Origin of the sequence: Pantoea sp. EKM103V, assembly GCF_011800365.1 — a bacterium.
GTDB lineage: Bacteria > Pseudomonadota > Gammaproteobacteria > Enterobacterales > Enterobacteriaceae > Pantoea > Pantoea anthophila.
In genome coordinates, this window is sequence record NZ_JAALFQ010000001.1 from 979480 (window position 1) to 1001607 (window position 22128).

24 protein-coding genes are annotated in these 22128 nt (G+C 55.5%); 12 read left to right on the forward strand and 12 right to left on the reverse strand.

Annotation, left to right across the window (positions count from 1 at the left end; genetic code table 11):
* Position 1: 1 nt before the first annotated feature.
* Positions 2-295 (forward strand): hypothetical protein, encoded by a 294-nt coding sequence (locus HFD97_RS04780; protein ID WP_046101752.1) that lies wholly within the window; start codon positions 2-4, stop codon positions 293-295.
* 36 nt (positions 296-331) lie between these two features.
* Here the strand turns inward: HFD97_RS04780 and HFD97_RS04785 are convergent, their stop codons facing one another.
* Positions 332-1588 (reverse strand): mechanosensitive ion channel family protein, encoded by a 1257-nt coding sequence (locus HFD97_RS04785; protein WP_009090423.1) that lies wholly within the window; start codon positions 1586-1588, stop codon positions 332-334.
* 214 nt (positions 1589-1802) lie between these two features.
* On the opposite strand from HFD97_RS04785, the gene HFD97_RS04790 reads away from it, so the two are divergent.
* Positions 1803-3461, forward strand: coding sequence for a methyl-accepting chemotaxis protein (locus HFD97_RS04790; RefSeq protein WP_009090421.1), 1659 nt, complete (start codon positions 1803-1805; stop codon positions 3459-3461).
* Between the two features lie 85 nt (positions 3462-3546).
* On the opposite strand, the gene katE is transcribed toward HFD97_RS04790, so the two are convergent.
* Positions 3547-5811 carry a catalase HPII gene (gene katE / locus HFD97_RS04795; RefSeq protein WP_140028490.1) on the reverse strand — a complete coding sequence of 755 codons (2265 nt, stop codon included), beginning with the start codon at positions 5809-5811 and terminating at the stop codon, positions 3547-3549.
* Positions 5812-6197: 386 nt separating this feature from the next.
* Between katE and zinT the strand changes: the two genes are divergently transcribed.
* A complete protein-coding gene (gene zinT / locus HFD97_RS04800) occupies positions 6198-6848 on the forward strand; it encodes a metal-binding protein ZinT (RefSeq protein ID WP_369974594.1) in 651 nt (216 codons plus the stop codon).
* 79 nt (positions 6849-6927) lie between these two features.
* On the opposite strand, the gene HFD97_RS04805 is transcribed toward zinT, so the two are convergent.
* Positions 6928-7293: an MmcQ/YjbR family DNA-binding protein gene (locus HFD97_RS04805; RefSeq protein WP_046101754.1), complete on the reverse strand. Its 366-nt coding sequence runs from the start codon at positions 7291-7293 to the stop codon at positions 6928-6930.
* A gap of 102 nt (positions 7294-7395) precedes the next feature.
* Here HFD97_RS04805 and HFD97_RS04810 point away from each other — a divergent pair, with 102 nt between their 5' ends.
* Complete coding sequence (locus HFD97_RS04810) at positions 7396-8400, forward strand: UV damage endonuclease UvsE (RefSeq protein ID WP_167430886.1); 1005 nt, start codon at positions 7396-7398, stop codon at positions 8398-8400.
* Here HFD97_RS04810 and HFD97_RS04815 read toward each other — a convergent pair.
* From HFD97_RS04815 to HFD97_RS04825, 3 genes are all read right to left on the reverse strand, one after another.
* On the reverse strand, positions 8397-9260 hold the full coding sequence (locus tag HFD97_RS04815) for an SDR family oxidoreductase (RefSeq protein WP_167430885.1): 864 nt from the start codon (positions 9258-9260) through the stop codon (positions 8397-8399). The genes HFD97_RS04810 and HFD97_RS04815 overlap by 4 nt on opposite strands.
* Before the next feature lie 71 nt (positions 9261-9331).
* Positions 9332-10180, reverse strand: coding sequence for a manganese catalase family protein (locus HFD97_RS04820; RefSeq protein WP_009090415.1), 849 nt, complete (start codon positions 10178-10180; stop codon positions 9332-9334).
* Between the two features lie 278 nt (positions 10181-10458).
* Positions 10459-10704: a biofilm development regulator YmgB/AriR family protein gene (locus HFD97_RS04825; RefSeq protein WP_244319719.1), complete on the reverse strand. Its 246-nt coding sequence runs from the start codon at positions 10702-10704 to the stop codon at positions 10459-10461.
* 562 nt (positions 10705-11266) lie between these two features.
* Between HFD97_RS04825 and HFD97_RS04830 the strand changes: the two genes are divergently transcribed.
* The 3 genes from HFD97_RS04830 to umuC all read left to right on the forward strand — a co-directional run bounded on the left by HFD97_RS04830 (position 11267) and on the right by umuC (position 13832).
* Positions 11267-11491: a hypothetical protein gene (locus HFD97_RS04830; RefSeq protein ID WP_009090413.1), complete on the forward strand. Its 225-nt coding sequence runs from the start codon at positions 11267-11269 to the stop codon at positions 11489-11491.
* Positions 11492-12141: 650 nt separating this feature from the next.
* Positions 12142-12561, forward strand: coding sequence for a translesion error-prone DNA polymerase V autoproteolytic subunit (gene umuD / locus HFD97_RS04835; protein ID WP_167430883.1), 420 nt, complete (start codon positions 12142-12144; stop codon positions 12559-12561).
* A 2-nt stretch (positions 12562-12563) separates the two neighbouring features.
* The gene (umuC, locus tag HFD97_RS04840; protein ID WP_046101759.1) at positions 12564-13832 is read left to right on the forward strand and encodes a translesion error-prone DNA polymerase V subunit UmuC; all 1269 of its coding nucleotides are present in this window, start codon (positions 12564-12566) and stop codon (positions 13830-13832) included.
* A gap of 120 nt (positions 13833-13952) precedes the next feature.
* Here umuC and HFD97_RS04845 read toward each other — a convergent pair whose 3' ends face one another.
* Positions 13953-14834: a LysR family transcriptional regulator gene (locus HFD97_RS04845; protein ID WP_167430882.1), complete on the reverse strand. Its 882-nt coding sequence runs from the start codon at positions 14832-14834 to the stop codon at positions 13953-13955.
* A gap of 347 nt (positions 14835-15181) precedes the next feature.
* Between HFD97_RS04845 and HFD97_RS04850 the strand changes: the two genes are divergently transcribed.
* Both HFD97_RS04850 and HFD97_RS04855 read left to right on the forward strand, forming a co-directional pair.
* Entirely contained in the window at positions 15182-16423 is a 1242-nt protein-coding gene (locus HFD97_RS04850) for an MFS transporter (RefSeq protein ID WP_167430881.1), read from the forward strand.
* A gap of 197 nt (positions 16424-16620) precedes the next feature.
* Positions 16621-17235 carry a TetR/AcrR family transcriptional regulator gene (locus HFD97_RS04855; protein WP_140925478.1) on the forward strand — a complete coding sequence of 205 codons (615 nt, stop codon included), beginning with the start codon at positions 16621-16623 and terminating at the stop codon, positions 17233-17235.
* A gap of 74 nt (positions 17236-17309) precedes the next feature.
* On the opposite strand, the gene ycgZ is transcribed toward HFD97_RS04855, so the two are convergent.
* The 5 genes from ycgZ to HFD97_RS04880 all read right to left on the reverse strand — a co-directional run bounded on the left by ycgZ (position 17310) and on the right by HFD97_RS04880 (position 19493).
* Positions 17310-17549: a regulatory protein YcgZ gene (gene ycgZ, locus HFD97_RS04860; RefSeq protein WP_009090377.1), complete on the reverse strand. Its 240-nt coding sequence runs from the start codon at positions 17547-17549 to the stop codon at positions 17310-17312.
* A 225-nt stretch (positions 17550-17774) separates the two neighbouring features.
* Complete coding sequence (locus HFD97_RS04865; protein WP_009090376.1) at positions 17775-18047, reverse strand: hypothetical protein; 273 nt, start codon at positions 18045-18047, stop codon at positions 17775-17777.
* Positions 18048-18425: 378 nt separating this feature from the next.
* Positions 18426-18656: a YgdI/YgdR family lipoprotein gene (locus HFD97_RS04870; RefSeq protein ID WP_009090374.1), complete on the reverse strand. Its 231-nt coding sequence runs from the start codon at positions 18654-18656 to the stop codon at positions 18426-18428.
* Between the two features lie 15 nt (positions 18657-18671).
* Positions 18672-18905 carry a YgdI/YgdR family lipoprotein gene (locus HFD97_RS04875; protein ID WP_009090372.1) on the reverse strand — a complete coding sequence of 78 codons (234 nt, stop codon included), beginning with the start codon at positions 18903-18905 and terminating at the stop codon, positions 18672-18674.
* 384 nt (positions 18906-19289) lie between these two features.
* Positions 19290-19493, reverse strand: a complete 204-nt coding sequence (locus tag HFD97_RS04880) for a hypothetical protein (RefSeq protein ID WP_009090370.1) — start codon at positions 19491-19493, stop codon at positions 19290-19292.
* Positions 19494-19682: 189 nt separating this feature from the next.
* Between HFD97_RS04880 and HFD97_RS04885 the strand changes: the two genes are divergently transcribed.
* From HFD97_RS04885 to tyrS, 3 genes are all read left to right on the forward strand, one after another.
* Positions 19683-19997 carry an MliC family protein gene (locus tag HFD97_RS04885; RefSeq protein WP_009090369.1) on the forward strand — a complete coding sequence of 105 codons (315 nt, stop codon included), beginning with the start codon at positions 19683-19685 and terminating at the stop codon, positions 19995-19997.
* A 25-nt stretch (positions 19998-20022) separates the two neighbouring features.
* On the forward strand, positions 20023-20679 hold the full coding sequence (gene pdxH, locus HFD97_RS04890) for a pyridoxamine 5'-phosphate oxidase (RefSeq protein ID WP_009090367.1): 657 nt from the start codon (positions 20023-20025) through the stop codon (positions 20677-20679).
* A gap of 140 nt (positions 20680-20819) precedes the next feature.
* A complete protein-coding gene (tyrS, locus tag HFD97_RS04895; RefSeq protein WP_167430880.1) occupies positions 20820-22094 on the forward strand; it encodes a tyrosine--tRNA ligase in 1275 nt (424 codons plus the stop codon).
* Positions 22095-22128 lie beyond the last annotated feature (34 nt).

Consider the following 22128-nt stretch of genomic DNA (forward strand, 5'->3'; position numbering starts at 1 on the left):
TGTGAGGAAAAACGCCCTGTTAGCCGTGTTGCTGCTGCTTTCTGCCTGCTCTAACCGGGTCGGACACCGGCTGGACAATACGCATCTGCAGCAGATTCATGCCGGTCAGACCACCAAAGCCCAGCTGATCGCCCTGTTCGGCCAGCCCGACAGTGAAACACCCTACCCGGACGGGCAGCGGCTGCTGAAATGGACCTACAGTGAGGCGCGCACCCTGAATACCACCGAGGGGCAGACGCTGACCGTGCAGATGAAAAATGACAGAGTGTTGAACTATGCGCTGAGTAAAAGCTGAACTGCGCGGCAGCAGGGGCCGCCGCGCGTGGGGGGGTTACTGTTCGCTGCTCTGCTGCGCGTCCCGGCTTCCGGGGTGCGGCTGAGCCAGCCGGGCGAAATCGGACCCCGCCGGATGCTGATAGATCTGCAGTTCAAACAGACGGGCCATCGAATAGATAAACTCAAAAATTTCCGCCTGGGTATTCTCATAATCCACCCACAGAATGGAGGAGGTGAAGCAGTAGATCTCCACCGGTAACCCATCCGGTGACGGTTTCAGGGGCCGCACCACGATATACATCTCTTTCTGAATATCGTGACGCTGGGCGAGCCAGGCGGTCAGGAACTTACGAAACACCATCAGATTGGTAATGCCGTTCTCCATAAACCAGCGGTCGCCCACAGCGCTGATGTCGCGCCCGTCCAGCAGCCCGGTAATCGCTTCGCTGGCGATGCGGATCTGGCTCATCGACTGCAACATCTCCTGATTCACAAAGGTGATCGACTTCTGATCCAGATAAAAGCTGCGCATGATACGGCGCGCACCGGAGGAGAACATCGCCTGCCAGTTCGTGTAGGTCTCGGTCAGGAAGTTCTTGGTCGGGATGCGCGAAATGGTGTTGTCCCAGTTGCGGATGGTGATGGTGTGCAGCGCAATATCGATCACCTCACCACTGATATTGTTATCCGGCATCTCAATCCAGTCGCCCAGCTGCAGCACGTCGTTGGAGGAGAGCTGAATATTGGCCACCAGCGACAGCAGCGTATGCTGGAAGATCAGCATCAGCACGGCGGCCACCGCACCCAGCGAGGAGATGATGATCGCCGGTGACTTGTTGGACATAATCGCCAGAATCATGATCGCGGCGATAATGTGCACCAGGATTTTACCAATCTGGATGTAGCCTTTGATCGAGTGATTCTTGCGCTTCGATTTGCGCGAATAGGAGCTGTTAACGATCTCCAGCACTTCGTTGAAGAAGATCGACAGATAGATAAAGAACAGGATGCCGCAGATGGTCTGTACGGCGATCTTCAGATGCTCCGGCAGGCCGGGCATGAACTGCAGGAAATTGTAGACCACAATGACCGGCACAAAATTGGAGAGCTTCTGCGAGAGGCGCACATCTTTGTCCAGCGGCACGCCCTGTTTGTGGCTGCTGAAGAAGACTTTCCTGACCACTTTGACGATGAAGAATTTGCAGATCAGGTGAGTGACCATCCCGGCCATAATCAGCAGCAGCAGGCTGAAGCTGGCCGACAACACGCTGTTTCCCTCAATAAAACGCATCAGACTCTGTATGTAATGCATGATAACCACGTGCAAAAAATGTAAGGGGCGAATTCAACCACAGCAGAGGGGCGGATGTTAAGCGGCGAATGCGCTCAGAGGCCTTCGCGGCGCTTTTTTTGTCCGGCTGAGTGTGCCTGGCATCACGCAGTGAAAAAGCTTTTCCATCAGGCACTCAGATAAACGCGGCGCTGGCCGATAACGCTACTATCTCCTCTGATATGAGCCTGCTCACATGATAAAAAATCTTAAAATAACGCACGGTATTCTGGCGGTGCTGGCCGTCTTCATCATTTTACTCACCCTGACCGGTTTCCTGTTCTACAACGGCATGGCAAAAGCCGATAAAAACTTCGTGGCCGCTGAGCAGCTGACGCTGCAGCAGCAGCACCTGAGCGATGCCGTGAAAACCCTGATCAAAACCCGCGTCACCATCAACCGTGTGGCGATCCGTTTCCTGAAGAATCAGCAGGACCCGAAATCGCTGGCGGCGATGGCGACGCTGCTGGAGCAGGCGGGGCAGTCTGCGGCGGCGGCCGACGCCGACTTCACCGCCTGGCAGGGGCTGACGCAGCAGGAGAAACAGAGCGACGCGCAGGCGACGCAGGTGAAGGCGGCCTATCAGCAGATGCGTGAAACCATGCTCGCCTCCATCACCTTTCTGAAGCAGGGCAACTATCCGGCTTACGGCAACCTGGAGGCGCAGGCCGCCCAGGATCAGCTCGACAGCGCCTATCAGGCCTGGCGTGCGCTGAACATCCAGCTGATGAAAGCGACCTCAGAGCATAATCAGCGCAGCCTGACGGATGCACTCTGGACGCTGCTGACCATCGGCCTGATTACCGTTGTGGTGGCCGCAGCGGTCTGGGTCGGGCTGCAAAAACTGCTGGTTGGCCCGCTCGGCAGGCTGACCGGTTACATGCGTGCCATCTCGGGCGGTGATTTAACCTCCGCGATTCAGCAGGAAGGGCGCAATGAGATGGGGCTGCTGGTTCAGGAGCTGCAGCAGATGCGCGATGCGCTGGTGGTGACCATCACCTCGGTTGATGACGCTACCCGCTCAATCTTCACCGGTGCGGCGGAGATCTCCGCGGGCAGCAGCGATCTCTCCTCCCGCACCGAACAGCAGGCCGCCGCGCTGGAGCAGACCGCGGCCAGCATGGAGCAGCTCACCTCGACGGTGAAACTCAACGCCGACAACGCCCGCCAGGCGACCACGGTGTCAAAAGAGGCGTCAACCACGGCGGTGCAGGGCGGCGAGACGGTGGCCCGGGTCATCGCCAACATGGATCAGATCAGCGAAAGCTCCGGTCAGATCGCCGGGATTATCGCTATTATCGACAGCATCGCGTTTCAGACCAACATTCTGGCGCTGAATGCGGCCGTTGAGGCGGCGCGCGCCGGGGAGCAGGGTCGGGGATTTGCGGTGGTGGCGGGTGAAGTGCGATCCCTAGCTGGCCGCAGCGCCACGGCCGCGCAGGAGATCCGCGGCCTGATTGACCGCTCTGCTGAGCGGATCAGAACCGGTGCCGGTTACGCCGCGCAGGCGGGCAGCGCGATGGAGAGCATCGTGACATCAGTAAGCCGGGTCACGCAGCTGATCGAAGAGATCGCCGCCTCCTCGACCGAACAGACCCGTGGCATTGAGCAGGTCTGCATCGCCGTCTCAGAGATGGATGGCGTTACGCAGCAGAACGCCGCGCTGGTGGAGGAGTCTGCCAGTGCCGCCGCCTCGCTGGAGGAGCAGGCAAGTTACCTGCGTAAAACGGTCGCGGTTTTCAAAACCGGCACGCTGCACGCCGCGTTTTCAGCCGCACCGGTCGCGAAGGCGATCGCCGCGCCACAGCGTCAGCCTGTTGCCGTGGCAGACAACGACAACTGGCAGAGCTTCTGACGGGAACGCCTTTTACGTCAGGGTTCCGCTTTCTCCGCCATAAAAAAAACCGCCCGGGGGGCGGTTTTTTTATTCACTTAACGCATCAGGCCGGAACAGACTGCGCCTTCTGGCTGCGGGACCAGACGCGGTGCGCTTTCATCGCCTGCGTAAATTCAGAGGTCAGGGCGCTTTCCGCCGAGTCTCCCTGCACAATGCCTTCTTCCTGATCGCCATCACCCAGACCGAACTGCGCTTTGAAGCGGCGCGCGTCGCCCACCAGGCCAATGACCTTGAGGTGCTTGTAGGCTTCCAGCAGGAAGTAGCGGGCATCGCCACTTAACAGCAGCGCATCGATGTTGCCATCCGGTACGATCACCGCATCAAAGGTCAGCGAAGGCAGACCGGCGAAGGTGGCGTCGATCGGCAGTACGGAACCATCGTCGGCACGCACCTGGCCCATGTGCGGCGCCAGAAGTTTGGCGTGCACGCCTTCCGCTTTCAGCGCCTGCAGGATCGCCAGCACACCGTCCGCTTTCACGCCGTCGCTCAGCAGCAGTGCAACCTGTCGGCCTTTGATCTCGCCATCCGGCACGGCATAGAGGCTCAGGCTGTCATCTTTGGTCAGGCCGTTGACCGGTGCCGGCGGCTGGATATTGCGCTGCTCGTCGGTCAGGGCGATGCCCAGATTGTCGGCCACACCCTGCGCCAGTTTGGTATCGATGCGCGCCAGATGATCCACCACGCGCTCACGAATATAGGCACGTCCTACTTTGCTCAGCTCAAACGAATAGGCACCGATGATGTGCTGCTGCTCAACCTCGGTCTGGCTCTGCCAGAACAGGCGCGGCTGGGCATAGTATTCGCCGAAGGAGGGGCTGCGCTCGCGCACCTTGTGGCCTTCGATCCGCTCCTGATAGCTCTCGAAACCGCCGCCTTTCGCCGCCGGTGGGGTTTCACGCGGCCAGTTGTCGTTGATCGAGTTCGGCTCGTAGTTAGCCGGGTTGGTGTCGATGTCCTGACGATGCATCCCCTGACGCTGGAAGTTATGGTAAGGGCAGGTCGGACGGTTAATCGGGATCTCGTGGAAGTTCGGGCCGCCCAGACGACTGATCTGCGTGTCGGTATAGGAGAACAGGCGACCCTGCAGCAGCGGATCGTTGGAGAAATCGAGCCCCGGCACGATATGACCCGGATGGAATGCCACCTGCTCGGTTTCGGCAAAGAAGTTGTCCGGGTTACGGTTCAGCACCATTTTGCCGACAATTTCAACCGGCACCAGCGCTTCCGGGATCAGTTTGGTGGCATCGAGAATGTCGAAGTCAAATTTGAACTCATCCTCTTCCGGGATCAGCTGCAGGCCCAGTTCATATTCCGGGAAATCGCCCGCTTCAATGGCTTCCCACAGATCGCGGCGGTGGAAGTCCGGATCGCGGCCGGTCAGTTTCTGCGACTCATCCCACAGCAGTGAGGCTTTACCGGCCACCGGCTTCCAGTGGAAGCGGACAAAGGTCGCTTTGCCTTCGGCGTTAATCAGGCGGAAGGTGTGGATCCCGAAGCCTTCCATGGTGCGATAGCTGCGCGGAATGCCGCGATCGGACATCGCCCAGATGACGTTGTGCATGGTTTCCGGCTGCAGGGAGACATAATCCCAGAAGGTGTCATGGGCGCTCTGGCCCTGCGGGATTTCATTGTGCGGCTCCGGCTTAACGGCGTGCACAAAGTCAGGGAATTTATGCGCATCCTGAATAAAGAACACCGGGGTGTTGTTACCGACCAGGTCAAACACGCCCTCTTCGGTATAGAACTTGGCGGCGAAACCGCGGATATCACGCACGGTATCGGCAGAGCCAGCACCACCCTGTACGGTGGAGAAACGCACGAAAACCGGGGTGGTCTGATTCGGATCGCTGAGGAACTGAGCTTTGGTCAGATCTTTCAGTGAGCGGTAAGGCTGAAAGTAGCCGTGTGCCGCTGAGCCGCGTGCATGCACGATACGCTCAGGAATACGCTCATGGTCAAAGTGCGTGATCTTCTCACGCATGATGAAGTCTTCCAGCAGGGTCGGACCGCGTGTACCGGCTCGCAGGGAGTTCTGGTCGTTGGCGATGCGGGTGCCCTGATTGGTGGTCAGCGGCTGGTTCGTGCCGTTTTTACGGCTGGCTTCAAGCTGGTCGAGTTTGGCGTTGTGGGTCTGTGGCGCTTTCAGGCTGCCTGGGGCGGTAGGCTGCTTGCCTGGCGGAGTGGGTTCGGCGGGTGGCTGATGCGAACCATCTTTCGGTGCCAGCGAACCCAGACCCGGCTCTGACGACTCTGGTCCGGTAGTGGGCGCACGGTGGCTCAGGGGTTTCTTCTCAGTTTCTTTCGACATTAATCCATGCTCCGGCTGTTGTTTTATTTTCGACGACACTAAATATAGAACAACCTGAACAATGCTGAGGGTAAACGGGGCATTTAATCCGGATGGCTGCCTCTTTTTCGTCCGGCTGAAAACGTACGCTTATCTGCGGGTACGCCTTGTCGCTTCGCTTATTCACCCCCTGTGCCGTCTGGCTTATCGGCGGGTCAGTGCCCGCCCGCCAGGCCATCCGCTCTGTTTTCCCTCCGCCAGCCTGACCTGCCATCTCTCCCCGCTGAGGCGCTGAACCGGAAAGATAACCATAAACAGATTTAATGTTGATAAAGCGGCAAATGGGTTGAATATGGAAATGTTATATCATAACATTTCATTTTGTAACTTTTACTGAGGGTCAGGTTGTGGTGAATCATGCAGGTAAATGGATAGGGATCGTGGCGGCGCTGTTAATCACGCAGCAGGTGCAGGCACACGGCAGTCACGCACATGGCAAACCGCTGTCAGCGCAGGAGCAGAAAGCCGCAGAAGGGGTCTTTGCTGACAGCGATGTGAAAGATCGTTCGCTTTCTGACTGGGACGGGCTTTGGCAGTCGGTCTATCCGCTGCTGCAGAGTGGCGAGCTGGACCCGGTCTGGCAGAAGAAAGCGCAGCAGGATCCCCATAAAACGGCCGCAGAATATAAAGAATATTATCGCAAAGGGTATGCCACCCGCGTCGATACCATCGGTATTGAAAATGGCGTGATGGAGTTCCACGTGGGCGACCAGGTCAGCGCCTGTCACTACCGCTATGACGGCTATAAAATCCTGACCTACAGCTCCGGCAAAAAAGGGGTGCGCTACCTCTTTACCTGTGAAGACGCGAACAGCCGCGCGCCAAAATATGTGCAGTTCAGCGACCACACGATCGGACCGCGTAAGTCTGCCCATTTCCATATCTTCACGGGCAACGACTCTCACCAGGCGCTGCTGGCGGAGATGGAGAACTGGCCGACCTATTATCCCTACCAGATGATGAATGCTGAGGTGGTGGAGGAGATGCTGCACCACTAAGCGCGGGGTAAGATGGCTCACGGGTGACGGCGGGTCGGGCTCCTGTCCGCCGTCCTTCTCCTGAACCGTGGCTGCGCTGTCAGCCCACCCAGACCGGGCGGCGCGAAGCGGGGATATTCCTCACGACCCGGCGATAAGCCTCCTCCACCAGTTGCTGAATCAGGCCGGGCGAGAGGCCGTCACCGGGCGAGACCGTGATCCAGTGACGCTTATTCATGTGATAGCCGGGGGTAACAGAGGGGTAGATGACCCGGTGCAGCTCCGCCTGCTGCGGCTCACATTTCAGCGTGATGATGGGCACCCCGCGCAGTTCGGTCAGCAGCAAAAACACTTTTCCACACACCTTATATACCTGATGTTTTGGCCCGAACGGATAGCTGCATTCTGCGGCGGGCAGCCGCTCCGCTGCGTCGATGGCGATGCGCTGGATTTCATGGCCCTGCATAGCGTTTCTCCCTGTCACTCTATAGCCTGCCTCTGCGCCCCCGCGACTGGCTGGTCGCCAGAGGCCTGTTACACTTCTGATAAGCATCAATCAGGAGCAGTCATGAAATTAGGCTTTGCATGTAAGTATCTCAACAGTGATGGCAAACAATTTTTCCCGTTTCGCGCCACCACCCGTAAACGGTTTCTGAGTTTATCGCATGATGAACGTTATCAGCTGCTCCATGAGATCAGCGTGACCAATCTGAATCATCTTTATCAGACGCTGGAGCAACTGGCTACCTTACCCGCGCCTCTCCGGATGATGCGTATCGGCAGCGATCTGCTGCCGCTTTACACCGTGCCCGAAGCCACACCGCTGTTTGCGGCGTTTCTGCCCGAACTCCATCCGCTGTTTGCCCGCTGTGGTGAACTGGCGCGGGCAAACGATATCCGGCTCTCCTTCCATCCGGGCCAATACACCGTGCTGGCCTCCGATAATCCCGATGTGGTGACGCGTGCGCTGGAGGATGTGGAGTATCACACGCTCTGCGCTACGCTGATGGGCTACGGCAAACAGTTTCAGGATTTCAAAATCAACATCCATATGAACGGCAAGGCGGGGTTCGACGGATTTAAACGCGCCTTTGAGCAGCTCAGCCCGGAAGCGCAACGGATGCTGACGGTGGAGAATGATGAGATCTCCTGTTCGCTGGATGACGTGCTGCAGGCGGCACCGCTCTGTCCGGTGGTGCTGGATATTCACCATCACTGGGTAAAAGAGAGTGAATTTATTCAGCCAGACGATCCTCGTGTTGCCCGCGTCATCGACTCCTGGCGCGGCGTGCGTCCGGTGCTGCACTACTCGATTTCGCAGGAGGGGATCATTCCGCCGCAGGGCTGGCCCGATCAGGCGGCGCTGGGGGTGAGCAAAAGCAAACTGCGGGCGCACTCTGACTACTTCTTTAACCCGACGCTGAATGGATGGGCGCTGTCGTTTCAGGATTTCGACATTATGTGCGAAGTGAAAATGAAGAATCTGGCGCGGGAACCGCTCTACGCCTGGGCGATAGCGCAGCAGCGGATAGCCGATCCCCTGGCAGAGTGTGCCAGGGAATCGTCCTGTTAAATAATCGCCACGCCGCCGGTGACGGCGATGGTTGTCCCTGAAATGTAGCTGCCTTCGTCACTGGCCAGCATCACATAGGTAGGTGCCAGCTCAGCAGGCTGACCGGCCCGCTGCAGCGGCACCTCACTGCCAAAGTTTTTCACCTGTTCAACCGGCATGGTTGAGGGGATCAGCGGCGTCCAGATAGGGCCGGGCGCGACCGCATTGGCGCGGATACCTTTTTCAGCCAGCAGAGCGGCCAGTCCACCGGAGAAGTTGACGATGGCGGCTTTCGTGGCCGAATAGGCGAGCAGCTTCGGTTTTGGCTGATCGGCATTGATTGAGGCGGTGTTGATAATCGACCCGCCCGCCGGCATATGCCGGGTGGCGGCTTTGGTCAGGTAAAACATCGCGTAGAGGTTGGTTTTCATGGTGCGGTCAAACTCTTCATCGCTGATCTCATCCAGCGACATACGCGTCATCTGAAAGGCGGCGTTGTTGACCAGAATGTTAACCTCCCCGAACGCCTCTACGGCCCGATCGACCAGCGCGTTACAGTGAGACGCCTCGGTAATATCGCCGGGCACCAGCACGGCTTTGCGACCAGCGGCCTCCACCAGCCGGGCCGTATCCTGCGCATCTTCATGTTCATCGAGATAGGAGATCAGCACATCGGCACCTTCGCGGGCAAACGCAATGGCGACAGCCCGGCCAATGCCGGAGTCGCCACCGGTAATAATGGCTTTTTTACCCGTCAGGCGGCCTGATCCCTGATAGCTCTCTTCGCCATGATCGGGCTGCGGCTGCATCGCGGCAGTGCTGCCTGGCCACGTCTGCTGCTGTTCGGCGAAAGGCGGCTGTGGACGCTGAGTGGATGACATGGGTATTCCTCCAGTAAAAAGGGCGAAACCTGTCAGGGCGTCACTCCCCGACAGGCGTGCAGCATGAGTGATTAAGGTTTCGGCGGCGTGATACCGTCAATCTGCTCGGCCTGGGCACCGGAACCCGGGCGGGCGTTACCGAGCAGCGGTTCGTCACCCAGAATATCGGGCTGCTGTTTCGCGCTGAACTGACCCTGACCATCGTAAGCCGGACCGCTGCTCCAGCGGCCTTCCGGCAGCGGTTTATCCAGTGAGGTGTTCAGGCAGTAGTAGGAGTGTTCCTGCGCCTCATTTTCCTGCGGGAAGCTGTTCGGGATCGGCAGCGAGGCGTTCAGTCCGCCCATCTCCTCAATCACCGCCAGCCACTGCTGCTGGTGCATGGTGTCCCTGGCGATCAGGAACGAGAGGAAATCCTTCATGCCTTTATCTTCGGTCATGTTGTAGAGACGGGTAGCCAGCACGCGACCGGTGGCCTCTGCGGTGACGTTGGCCAGCATATCCGCCGCAACGTTACCGGAGGCGTAGATGTGGCTCATGTCGAACGGCATCCCGTTGGCGTTCACCGGCATTGCGGCCAGGCCGGAAGAGAGAATATGGCGCGGGTTCATGCCACCCAGAATCGCATTGACCACCGGATCTTTCGCGGAGGCCTCTTGGTAAGAGAGGGGGGCACCTTCCAGATTAAGCGCCACGGCGTAGCCCAGCATTTCGATATGGCTCAGCTCTTCGGTGGCGGTTGAGATCAGCAGATCGCGAATCCGCACATCACCGCGTGCGCCCATTGCCTGGAAAAAGTATTGCATCGCTACACGAATTTCACCTTCGACGCCGCCGATCGCCTGCTGTAACAGCATGGCAAACTCTGGATCGGGTTTCTCTACACGAACCGGAAATTGAAGTTTTGATGAATGATGAAACATGATTATTTTCCTCGTCTGTGTTTGCAGGAGATGCAGAAAAAGCCTGGACACAGATATCGGATAAATAAAGCGAACCGAGAGCAATTAACCGCAATTGGTGGTGAAATAAGCGGCAAAAATAGTTAAATCTGGCACGATATCTGGCTGTAAAACAGGGAGGAAAAGACGGGACGGAAAGGGGGTTTGCAGGACAAAAAAAAGCCCCTTATCAGGGGCAGATTCCGGACAGGAAACGCATCCATGCTAATTCGCGTTCCATCGTAACAGACACAGGTTTTTTAGCTGGCGCTGGCTGCCGGCGCACGCTGCAGAACATGTTCGAGAGCCTGACGGTAAACGTCCTGTTTAACCACGTCACGCTCACTCTCCAGGCGGTTAATCAGGCCCAGCACGATATCTTTATCGGAAACGTGGGCTTTAGCACGGGCGAGTTCAGCATGGACAGCCGCGATAACCTGTTTTTCAGTCGTCAGTGTCTTGCCAGAGTTCATGAAGTAATCAGAAATCTGAGACTCTGTATTCATCGTAGGTTGCATGTCAGGCCTCATAAGAAATTGGGGGTTGATGCGTCGATTCAGATCCGGTGACCGGCAGACGCAAAAAAAATTGCATCTGAAGGTGGAAATCCACAACACCTTCAGATGCGGTGCAAAGCACCCTTCGTTACAAGTGATTTATCGTCACGCAGTAAAGTTATACAAGAATGAGAAACTTGTACAATGAAATCTGATAAAAGTGTACTGGTCGGAGGTGTTGGTGGGTTGAGTTTTCCGGAGAAATGGCAGGTTTTTTTCTTTTATGTGAGTAAATACAGTGGGTTATTTTATCATCCCGGCCAGCGTAACGGGAAGGGCAAGGCACCCATTTATTTTGCGGCCACCCGGTAAAAACGTTACAGCTGCCTTTTTTACGCCGTTTTTCTCCAGAAACCTGTACAGCCTGTACAGGTTTCTGCGGTGCACAGGATCAGCGTGCAACGCGGCTGCTGGAATCCTGACCGTCCGGCCGGTCAGGACGCATAATTCACTTCACACGCCGGAGGCAGAAGACTAAGGTTGACCCCTAATTCATCACAAGGAAACGATCATGGTTCACGACTATTTCGCGATACCGCCTGCGGGCATCACTCAGGAGCAACACAAACGTTCGGTCGCCGTGGCGGCTGCCCTGTCAGTGGCAAAAGAGTCCGTCAGCGCCTCGACCTCGGCTACCGGCTCTAAAGCCTCCTGGGACCTGCAGGCAGTGGCCAATGAAATTGGCAATCTGGCCGACGCGATTCAGGATGCGCTGGAGAGCGACAGCGCGGTTTAAACGCTGACGGCGAGGCCACCGCCGCCGCTGAGACGGAAGAGAACAGGGCGGTGGCAGCGACCCGCACAGCCTGCGAACGGTCACTGTCGGGCACTGCCGGAAAGGGGGTTATCTCATCGCCCCCGGCTCAGACTGAATAGCGTGGCAGAGCCTGTGCGCTGCTTATTTCCTTTCTCCCGACCGCTCCGCTCTTCTTGTTTTTGCGCACGATCACTCTCTTATCTGACCTCTTTTCATTCCCGGAATGATTCAGCGCACGCGGCTGAACATTCTCTTTTTCTGCCTGCGATAAATGTCCTTCAGCCAGCGTCACCGCATTAAGGCTGTCGCGCGTTGCCGTTTAAAAAAGCGGAATAATCAGGCTGCGTTGCCTGTTTAAATGGCCGCCGGGCGTGATCCGATTGTGCTTAAGTTAAAAAGTCAGCGGGTGAATTTATAAGAAGAATGAATGTAAGTCGCTCTCAGCGTTATTTTATCGCTGCGGAGAAAATCATCTGATTTCGCTTAATATCGCGGCAGCCAGAAAGAAAGATTAAAAAAAGTGTGTGGTTGTCAGGCGCTTTACTTAAAAACACCTCGTTTCGCTTGATTAAAAGGGGGATTCGATATTACTGTATTTATATACAGTAATCCGGAAGAGGAGAACAATGATGGAATTTATCAAACCTGCGGACATACGCGCCGCAATGGCCTTGCCGCTCTATATCGAACGTGTCCCGTGCGGATTTCCCTCCCCGGCGCAGGACTATGTTGAACAGCGTATCGATCTGAATACCCTGATGGTACAGCACCCCAGCGCCACCTATTTTGTCCGGGTCAGCGGCGAATCGATGATAGAGGCGGGCATCAATGATGGTGACATGCTGGTGGTCGACAGCTCTCTCACCGCCGGGCACGGGGACATCGTGGTAGCCGCCGTCGACGGGGAATTTACCGTGAAACGCCTGCAGCTTCATCCCTGCCTGCAACTGATGCCGATGAACACCAAATTTAAGCCCATCGCCATCCAGACTGAAAATGTGCTGGAAGTGTTTGGCGTCGTCACCTTTGTGATTAAATCGACGCACTGAGCATGTTTGCGCTGGTGGATGTGAACTGCTTTTACGCGTCATGTGAAACAGTTTTCCGGCCCGATCTGAAAGGCAAGCCGGTTGTCGTGCTGTCGAATAACGACGGTTGTGTGATTGCACGCAGTGCTGAGGCAAAGAAACTCGGCATTAAAATGGGCGCTCCCTATTTTAAAATGCGTGAAGAGCTGACGCGTCACGCGGTACAGGTCTTCAGCTCAAATTACGCGCTCTATGCTGACATGAGCCATCGGGTGATGACCATACTGGAAGAGATGGCCCCATCGGTGGAGATCTACTCGATTGATGAAGCCTTTATGGATCTCACCGGCGTGCAGAACGCTGTGGCGCTGGAGACGTTTGGTCAACAGGTCAGAGAACGGATACGTAAAGAGACCCATCTGACCGTGGGTGTCGGCATAGCACCGACGAAGACGCTGGCCAAACTGGCAAATTTTGCGGCTAAAAAGTGGACAAAAACCGGCGGGATTGTTGATCTGTCAAACCCCGAACGACAGAGAAAGCTGCTGGCGCTGATTAATGTCGCCGACGTCTGGGGTGTCGGGCACCGTATCAGTAAACGGCTCAACGCGATGGGCGTGATGACGGCAAAAGATCTGGCGGATCAAAGTACCGATTTGATCCGCAGGCAATTCAGTGTGGTAATGGAGCGTACCGTCAGAGAGCTACGCGGCGAATCCTGTCTGGATCTGGAACCGGACGAGCCTGATAAGCAGCAGATTATGTGTTCACGCTCATTCGGCTACCGCATCTCCGATTACCATCAGATGCGGGAAGCTGTCTGTGCCTATGCTGAGCGTGCGGCAGAAAAGCTGCGTCGCGAGAAGCAATATTGTCGTCAGGTCGGGGTCTTCGTACGCACCAGCCCGCATGCCGCTGATGAGCCTTTTTATGGCAACCAATCGACCGCCCAGCTTCTAATCCCGACTCACGACACCCGCGACATTATTCGTGTCGCGATGGCGTGTCTGGATAATATCTGGATTGAGGGCCATCGCTATATGAAGGCAGGGATTGTGCTGACGGATTTTTTCAGTCAGGGAGTGGCTCAGCTTGATCTCTTCGATGAACATCAGCCACGCCGAAATAGTGAAGAGCTGATGCAGCTCATCGACAGGATTAACACGCGCGGTAGCGGGAAGCTGTGGTTTGCAGGTCAGGGCGTAAATAAAGCCTGGGCGATGAAGCGCGATATGTTGTCGCCTGCCTATACCACACGGGTAACGGATCTGCCTGTGGCGGCGCTTAAATAGAGACTCTCCTGTTTAGTTATGCGGTCCGCGTCGTAATGCCAGGCAAAAATGTCGGATAACCCCGCGACCCGATTTATTTCAGGTGCCTGGTAGTATGTACCTGATATTTATCTGATGCCCTTAGTCTCTGGCCCTGATTTCTTCGGCAAAGCAGTCCTCCAGCGCCGTAATCACAGCCCTGATGCGTGCGACTTTTTGCAAATCGGGATGGAGCACCAGCCAGATATCAACCGGGTCGCGTTTTTCAGGCAAAACCGGGATTAATTCCGGATCGCTGTTAGCTAAAAATGTCGAAAGCAGACCGATACCAATCCCGCGTTTAATAGCGGACTGCATCAGCAACTGCGTGTTGCACTCCAAAACGACCTGATGACTGTTAACTGTAAAGCCACACAGGTTTTGCCGATGACGTGGCACCATGTCTGCCGGAAACATGACCAGCTGATGACCGCTTAATCCGTGTTCCCGATTCGGTGCTCCGAACCGATCCAGATAACGCTGGCTGGCATAGAGTCCCATCTCAATGTTCGCCAGGCGTTTAACGATTAACTCTTCTGAATCGGGACGGGCACCACGAATGGCGATATCCGCGCCGCGGTATGAGATATCGGAGAAACCGATTCCGGTCAGCAGGGTTACGGTGATATCCGGATATTGTTCGCGCAGACGTTGAATGGCAGGCATGACAAATACAGTGGCAAGCGTGTCTGTGCTGGCGATGCGCACGTTACCTGCAAGGGTGTTATCGCCGCAGGCGGCTTTACGACTCATCGCCTGCATGGCACTTTCCATAGCCGTGGCTTCTGTCATCACCTGATCGCCAAACTCACTCAGCGTAAAGGCCCGGGGCGTGCGTATAAACAACCGCGAACCGAGTGCGCTTTCAAATGCGGCAATACGTCGTCCTACTGTCGCCTGGTCGACGTTCAATGATTTTGAAGCACCCCGCAACGTTTTTTGTCTCGCCAGCGCGAGGAAAAAACGGACATCATCCCAGTTCATCTCTTACCTTCTTCCTTAACATGGACACGTTCTTACCGCGGCAAGTGTCAATGTTCACGGATTCAATATCAATCTTTTAACGGCAGAATAATCTGCCGGTACGGCGTGACGTTTGTGACATCATTCGTATCCCGACGGCATCAGGCTACAGGTTTATCCCATGCTGCGTAGTCTTAAAGCCTGAGCATGCCTGGACCGATGTGACAAGCAGCATTATTGAAGCCCTGTGATGCAGTTATGGGGATGTACCGGTTCTCTGCCAGGCCCTATGATGCCCGCCTCTCATTACGCCCGAACGTCAATATGACCCGGTCATGCTTATGAAGCATGCGCTCAGGATATTAAACATGTCAGAAGTTAACCTCATGGCGAATAGTTCTCATCACGCCACTGTAAAGATGCGAGCCTTATGCTTTATTGCACTGGCGCTGGTCGCTGCCTTATTAAACAGCAGTGCACCAACGCCGCTTTATCCTCTCTATCAGCAGCAGTTGGGTTTGTCCGCTGTCAGCCTGACGATAATCTATGGCGCGTATGCGGGAGGGGTTTTAATTGCGTTATTCAGTGTGGGAAATCTTGCCGGTAAAGTGGCTGACCTGCGCAGTCTGATGATGCCTGCGCTGCTGGCCGTCTTTGCGGGTGCCTTGCTGTTTTCCCTGGCCGACTCGTTTGCCTGTCTGTTTATGGCACGTCTGCTGGCGGGCCTCGGAACCGGAGCATTAACCGGCGCAGCCAATATTGCTCTTCTGCGTTTTGGCCCGAAAGATGGTGGTAAAGCTGCAGCTCTGATCGCAACGCTCTCTTTCACAACCGGTCTGGCGCTGGGGCCCGTTTTCAGCGGCGTGGCGATTCAGACAGATTTCTACAGCCAGACGCTGCCGTTTGTACTGATTATGATGACGGCCGCGATCGCCCTTACTGGATTGCGCCTGAGCTGGCCAGCGCATCACCATGACCAGCCCAGGGTTGTCTCATCCTCGTCCGCCATCTCAGCGGATGCAGCACTAAAAGCCGGACTGAAAGCGGCGGGTATACGGTTTTTTCTGTGTGCAGGTGCGTTGTTTATGAGCTGGGCATTTGCCGCCAGCATTTTATCGATTGGACCGGCGGTCGCTGAGCATCTCCTCGACATTCATCGTCAGGGTGTGTATGGCTATGTAATAGCGGTCTATTTGGTGGTCGCCGGTATCAGCCAGATTTTAAGCCGCCGGATTAGCGCTCGCACCTCTCTCGCGGCAGGCTGTCTTACGCAGGTCATTTCTATCATGTTTTTTACCTGGGCTATCAGCACTCACTCTTTAACAGGGGCATGTGCCGGACTGCTCGTGGCCGGATATTCTTATGGTGCGATTTTTGTGGGAAGCGCGACGCTGGTCAATATGATCTCCCCAGCGTCCAGTCACGCAAAACTGATTTCACTGTTTTACGTCATTGCCTATATCGCCAACTGGGTGCCCGTGCTGTTAGGTGCGGTGGTGGATCACGCCAGCCTGAATCTGGCCGTTGATCTGCTGTTCAGCGTCGGTGCGTTTATCTGTTTACTGCTGAGCATCACGGTGTTCTGGATAAAGATGGAAAAACGCGATTAATCTTCAGCCATCAGGCGTAGCCTGATGGCTGCCGTGACGACCATTACCGGCTGATGCACCTCATTTTCTGCAGCATTAGCGCTTTTCATTGGAGGCGTATAATGCGCTGTCGTGCTGACCATCTGTACTTGTTGCCTGCGCCTGCGCTAGAATCCCCGGTTGATTTGACCGAAATGCACCTCTTCAGGCCGGTAATGATGATCACGACAGCGACAGCGCAAAAAAGCAGAGAGCGGGGACGGCCCAGAGAGTTCGATATCGAACAGGCTCTGGATCACGCGATGATCGTTTTCCGGCAAAAGGGGTACCATGCAGCCTCTATCGGCGATCTGAGTGAGGCGATGAACCTCTCTGCAGGCAGTATCTATAAGGCGTTTAAAGATAAACGCTCTCTGTTTCTGCTGGTCTTCGAGCGCTATCTGCTGCTGCGCAATGCCGATCTGCGCCGTCGTCTGGCCCCCTGCGTGAGCGGGCGGGAGAAGATCACCGAGCTGTTACAGTTCTATCTGGATTCGGCGCGGGCGACGGAGGGACGGCGCGGCTGTCTGGTTGTCGCCAGTGCCATTGCGTTGCAGACAATGGATGAGGCGCTGGCGCAGCGCATCAATGAAGTTGTGCAGCGTAATCAGCGCTTCCTGGTTTCACTGCTGGAGCTGGGGCAACGGGATGGCTCCATCGATAACACGCTGGACAGTGAAGCGGCAGCGGGTCTGATTCTCTGCATTGCGTTTGGTATGCGGGTGACAGGCAAGGTGGGCGATATGGTCAATGAGCAGCAGACGCTGGCACTGGCATTGAAGGTGCTGGGGTAACAGCGAGCCCGCTGTGTGACGCGACACCCTCCGGAGCATCTCCGGCACGCGGGGGGCTGAAACGCCCCCGACGATTAACGGCCAAACAGCAGGCTGATGAGCGCGTGATAGTGGCGCTCTTCTTCCTGTGAAGAGGCTGTTTCAAGGCGGCGCAGCAGTTTGGTGCAGATCGATTTGCGATTCACGTTCTGACCGGCATTCAGAATTTCCACCACCACCTGTCCCAGCGTCTCTTGCTGTGAAGGCAGGCTTGCCGCATTAAAATAACGGGCAATGTCGTCTGCCGTTTGTGGCAGTCTCTGGTTCGGGTACATGGGTCGATTCCTGGCGGATAGTTCAGCATCTAACGAATAGGTACAAAGTTATACAATATTGTCTGTGTTGTACAGCTATTTCGCCAGAAATCGCCTGCTTTTTATTCAGCACGGCTGCGCTGACAGTGGCAGAGTAAAAAACAGGATGAGCGGAGCCGGCGCAGGGTGCAAAAGCAGCAGGCGGGCGCAGACTGAATGCACCCGACAGCCTGGCCTGCAGCATAGCTAGCGGTAATCTTTCAGGAAAACCGGTGCCTGTCCGGTCTCAACCAGCCAGTTAAGTTCGGCGCGGTCGCGCGATGCGGCTTCGGTGAAACTTTTGAGCCAGTTTCGCGCATCGGCAATCTGGGCGACGCGTTCATCACTGCGCTCATGCTCGGCCATTTCACCCAGCTGGCGAATCAGTGAAACGAGCGTGATTTCCTGCTCTGTAAAAGCCAGATTAATTGCCGCTTCACCAAGAATCATATGACCGACGTTTTTGTCATAATACACCATATGTCATCTCCTGATTAATGAGCCATGCGCCAGTTTAGTTAAAGGCGTCTCTGACTAAAAGAGCAGAAATAGCAGGTCAAAACGATCGGTCTTTTCCCAAAATAAACAGCACCTCAAAGCGAAGCGCTAACCTGTTAATATTCCAGCATAAAAAATTCCAGACACGTCTGTTCATAAAATAACTGAGCGATTTTGACGATTAAACAGAGAGGGAGATGCCTGAAATTCAGATAAGCCAGCGACTCTGGCCAGGCACAGGGTCACATTAAAGCGCGCCTGTTTCAGCAACAGAGAAAGGAGAGGGGGTTTATAAAAAGAGGCGGAAGACTGACAGACAGAATAAAGCCGCCCGAAGGCGGCTTTATTCCACAGAGAGCGTTATTTATTCGGTACTTCGGAAACCGCTTTAACGTCGGCTTTATTAATCTGTTGCTTCACGCCGTTTGCATCGGTGTAAGCCAGCAGGCCTGCATCAGATTCTGACGGTTTGCCATCACTAATAATGGTGCGTCCATCGTTAGTCTGAATCGCATAGCTGGTGCGGGTGCAGCCAGTTAATACAGTCATACCAATCAATGCGGCGAGCGGTAAAATCAGCGCTTTTTTCATCTTATTCACCTTATATTAGTTATCGAGTTCACTCATATTACTGATCTCATTGCGATTGATTTGCTCAGTTTTTCCTGTCTGAGCATCGCGATAAGAAACCAGACCGGTATCTGAATCAATCTGCGGTTTACCATCGGTCACGATGGTGCGGCCATCAGTGGTCTTAATCGATTGATTTGAAGAGCAGCCTGCCAGTGTGCCTAAAGAGAGAGCCAGCAATGCGATAGCTGACAGGGATTTCATTTTCATTTTTTGTTCTCCATGAATTCATATCCAGACGTTTACAGCATAGACGCCTTTATAAATTTTGCTGGCCCTGACCCGCTCCGTTGCGTTTTTTTTAAGCAAAAACAGTGGTCGCTGTGATTATTTCCGACGCTGAGTCCGGGAAATAGCATTTATTGCAACTTTGTATTGTCGGCACGGACGTTTTGCGCTGCTGGCCTCCCGTCACAATAAGCACAAAGCCAAAGGCGAAAATAAGATCGGAGATAAGGGCCGCTATTTTGTTAACGTCCGAACCGTCAGCAGGAGAATAGATCGCAGCGCGGAACGCGGGCGCCGGGGAGAGCTCTCCTGCAGAGGAGGATGAGTGGCCCGAAGCCGGTGCGATCCCGGGCCAGAGAGAGGCTATCAGAGGACAGAGTCTTCGCCCGCTTTGGCGGCCGCTTTTTCCGCCTTCATGGCGCTGACCGGATCGGAGGCGCTCAGCCAGCGGTCAAACTTCTGGTAGGTGTCGATAAAGGTCTTAAAGTAGCTGCTGGCAATGGTGGCATTCTCTTTGTGATTCATAAACGCCACGGCCAGCTTGAATGCATCTTCGTTATCAAATTTCATGTTGGTTTCCCTCGCTTAAGATGCATAGAGCGTAGCCTGATAACGCGACCTCTGCATTCAGACAACCGCCTGAAAAGCGACAATAATTCTCTCTGCCCGACGCCATTCATCCGATTGGCGCGGATTCCCACTTACTTCACGCCAAATCCTTCTTATAATGCCAGCTTCACTTGTGAAGGGGACCCGCTTATGTCGAAAGGATTAATCGTTGCCGCTGTGCTGCTGCTGTCGGGTTGCAGCCTGTTGCATAAACAGCCGCCAGCGCCGCAGACGCTGCACTATCGCTGTGGGACGCTGCCGCTGACCGTGACGCTGGATGAGGGTCAGCAGCAGGTCAGTTTCATTATGGACGGCCAGCCGCTGACGCTGAAGCAGACCGTATCGGCGTCCGGTGCCCGTTACAGCGATGGCACCTATGTTTTCTGGTCTAAAGGCAACGGCGCATTTATTGAACGGAACGATAAAATTGTCGTGAACGATTGTGAGCTGCAACCTGCCAGCTGACTCTTTATCTGAAAAGGCGAGCATTATGAGCGACAGCGAAACGCTACACACCATTGCCCATCTGCGGCGTGAGTATACCCGCGGCGGATTACGCCGGAAGGATCTGCCGGACGATCCCGTCGTTCTGTTTGAACAGTGGCTGAGCCAGGCCTGCGAGGCAAAACTGCCCGATCCGACGGCCATGACGGTCGCAACCGTGGATGAACAGGGCCAGCCGTGGCAGCGTATCGTGCTGCTGAAGCACTTCGATGCGCAGGGCATGGTGTTCTATACCAACCTCGGCAGCCGCAAGGCGTTACAGCTGGCAAACAATCCGCGCATCTGCCTGCACTTCCCGTGGCACTACCTGGAGCGTCAGGTGATGGTGCTGGGGGAAGTGGAAAAACTTTCGCCGCTGGAGGTGCTGAAATATTTCCACAGCCGTCCGCGTGACAGTCAGATCGGGGCCTGGGTGTCGAAGCAGTCGAGCCGTATTTCGGCGCGCGGCATTCTGGAAGGGAAGTTCCTTGAGCTGAAGCAGAAGTTCCAGCAGGGCGACGTGCCGCTGCCCAGTTTCTGGGGCGGCTATCGGGTGAAATTTCATACGCTGGAGTTCTGGCAGGGGGGCGAACATCGCCTGCACGATCGTTTCATCTACCAGCGCGATCACGATGGCTGGAAAATCGACCGTCTGGCACCCTGAATCTGTACGATTCCCCCCTATCAGCGCTGGCACAGAGAGCGTCAGCGCTTTATGCTATAGCCCTGATTTTTTTCGATTCCGCATCCCGGCGGAAAGCTGTGTACCAGCCTAGGTGCAGTCTGATCAATTTGGAGTCAGTAATGACCAGCAGTAACCTGATACAACAATTGCAGGAGAGGGGCCTTATCGCCCAGGTGACGGATGAAGAGGCGCTGACAGAGAAACTGGCGCAGGGGCCAATTTCGCTCTATTGCGGCTTTGACCCCACAGCCGACAGCTTGCATTTGGGCCATCTGGTACCGCTGCTCTGCCTGAAGCGTTTTCAGTATGCCGGCCACAAGCCGGTGGCACTGGTCGGTGGCGCAACCGGCCTGATTGGCGACCCGAGCTTCAAAGCCGCAGAGCGTAAACTTAATACCAGCGAAACCGTCGGTGAATGGGTTGAAAAGATCCGCCAGCAGGTGGCTCCCTTCCTCGACTTCGATTGCGGCAGCAACAGCGCAATCGCCGCCAATAACTACGACTGGTTTGGCAGCATGAACGTGCTGACCTTCCTGCGTGATATCGGCAAGCACTTCTCCGTCAATCAGATGATCAACAAAGAAGCGGTGAAGCAGCGTCTGAACCGTGACGATCAGGGCATCTCCTTTACCGAGTTCTCTTACAATCTGCTGCAGGGCTATGACTTTGCCTGCCTGAATGAGCGCCACGGCGTCTCGCTGCAGATTGGCGGATCGGATCAGTGGGGTAACATCACCTCCGGTATCGACCTGACCCGTCGTCTGCATCAGAACCAGGTGTTTGGCCTGACCGTGCCGCTGATCACCAAGTCTGACGGCACCAAGTTCGGTAAAACCGAAGGCGGCGCAGTCTGGCTGGATGCGAAGAAGACCAGTCCGTACAAGTTCTATCAGTTCTGGATCAACACCGCGGACGCAGATGTCTATCGCTTCCTGAAGTTCTTCACCTTCATGAGCATTGAAGAGATCAACGCGCTGGAAGAAGAGGACAAAAACAGCGGCACCGCGCCACGTGCGCAGTATGTGCTGGCTGAGCAGGTTACGCGTCTGGTGCATGGCGAAGCGGGTCTGTCGGCGGCGAAACGCATCACGGCCAGCCTTTTCTCCGGCGCCGTGAGCGATATGACCGAAGCAGATTTCGAGCAGCTGGCGCAGGATGGCATGCCAACCATCACCCTGAGCGCTGAAGACGATCTGCAGCAGGCGCTGGTGAAAGCGGAGCTGGTGCCGTCACGCGGTCAGGCTCGTACCATGATTGGCTCCAACGCCGTCTCTCTGAACGGTGAAAAGCAGTCTGACGCGGAATACCGCTTCAGCGACAGTGACAAACTGTTTAACCGCTTCACGCTGCTGCGTCGCGGTAAGAAACATTACTGCCTGATTAACTGGCAGTAAGATTTCAGGGCCGGTCTCCGGCCCTTTTTTATGG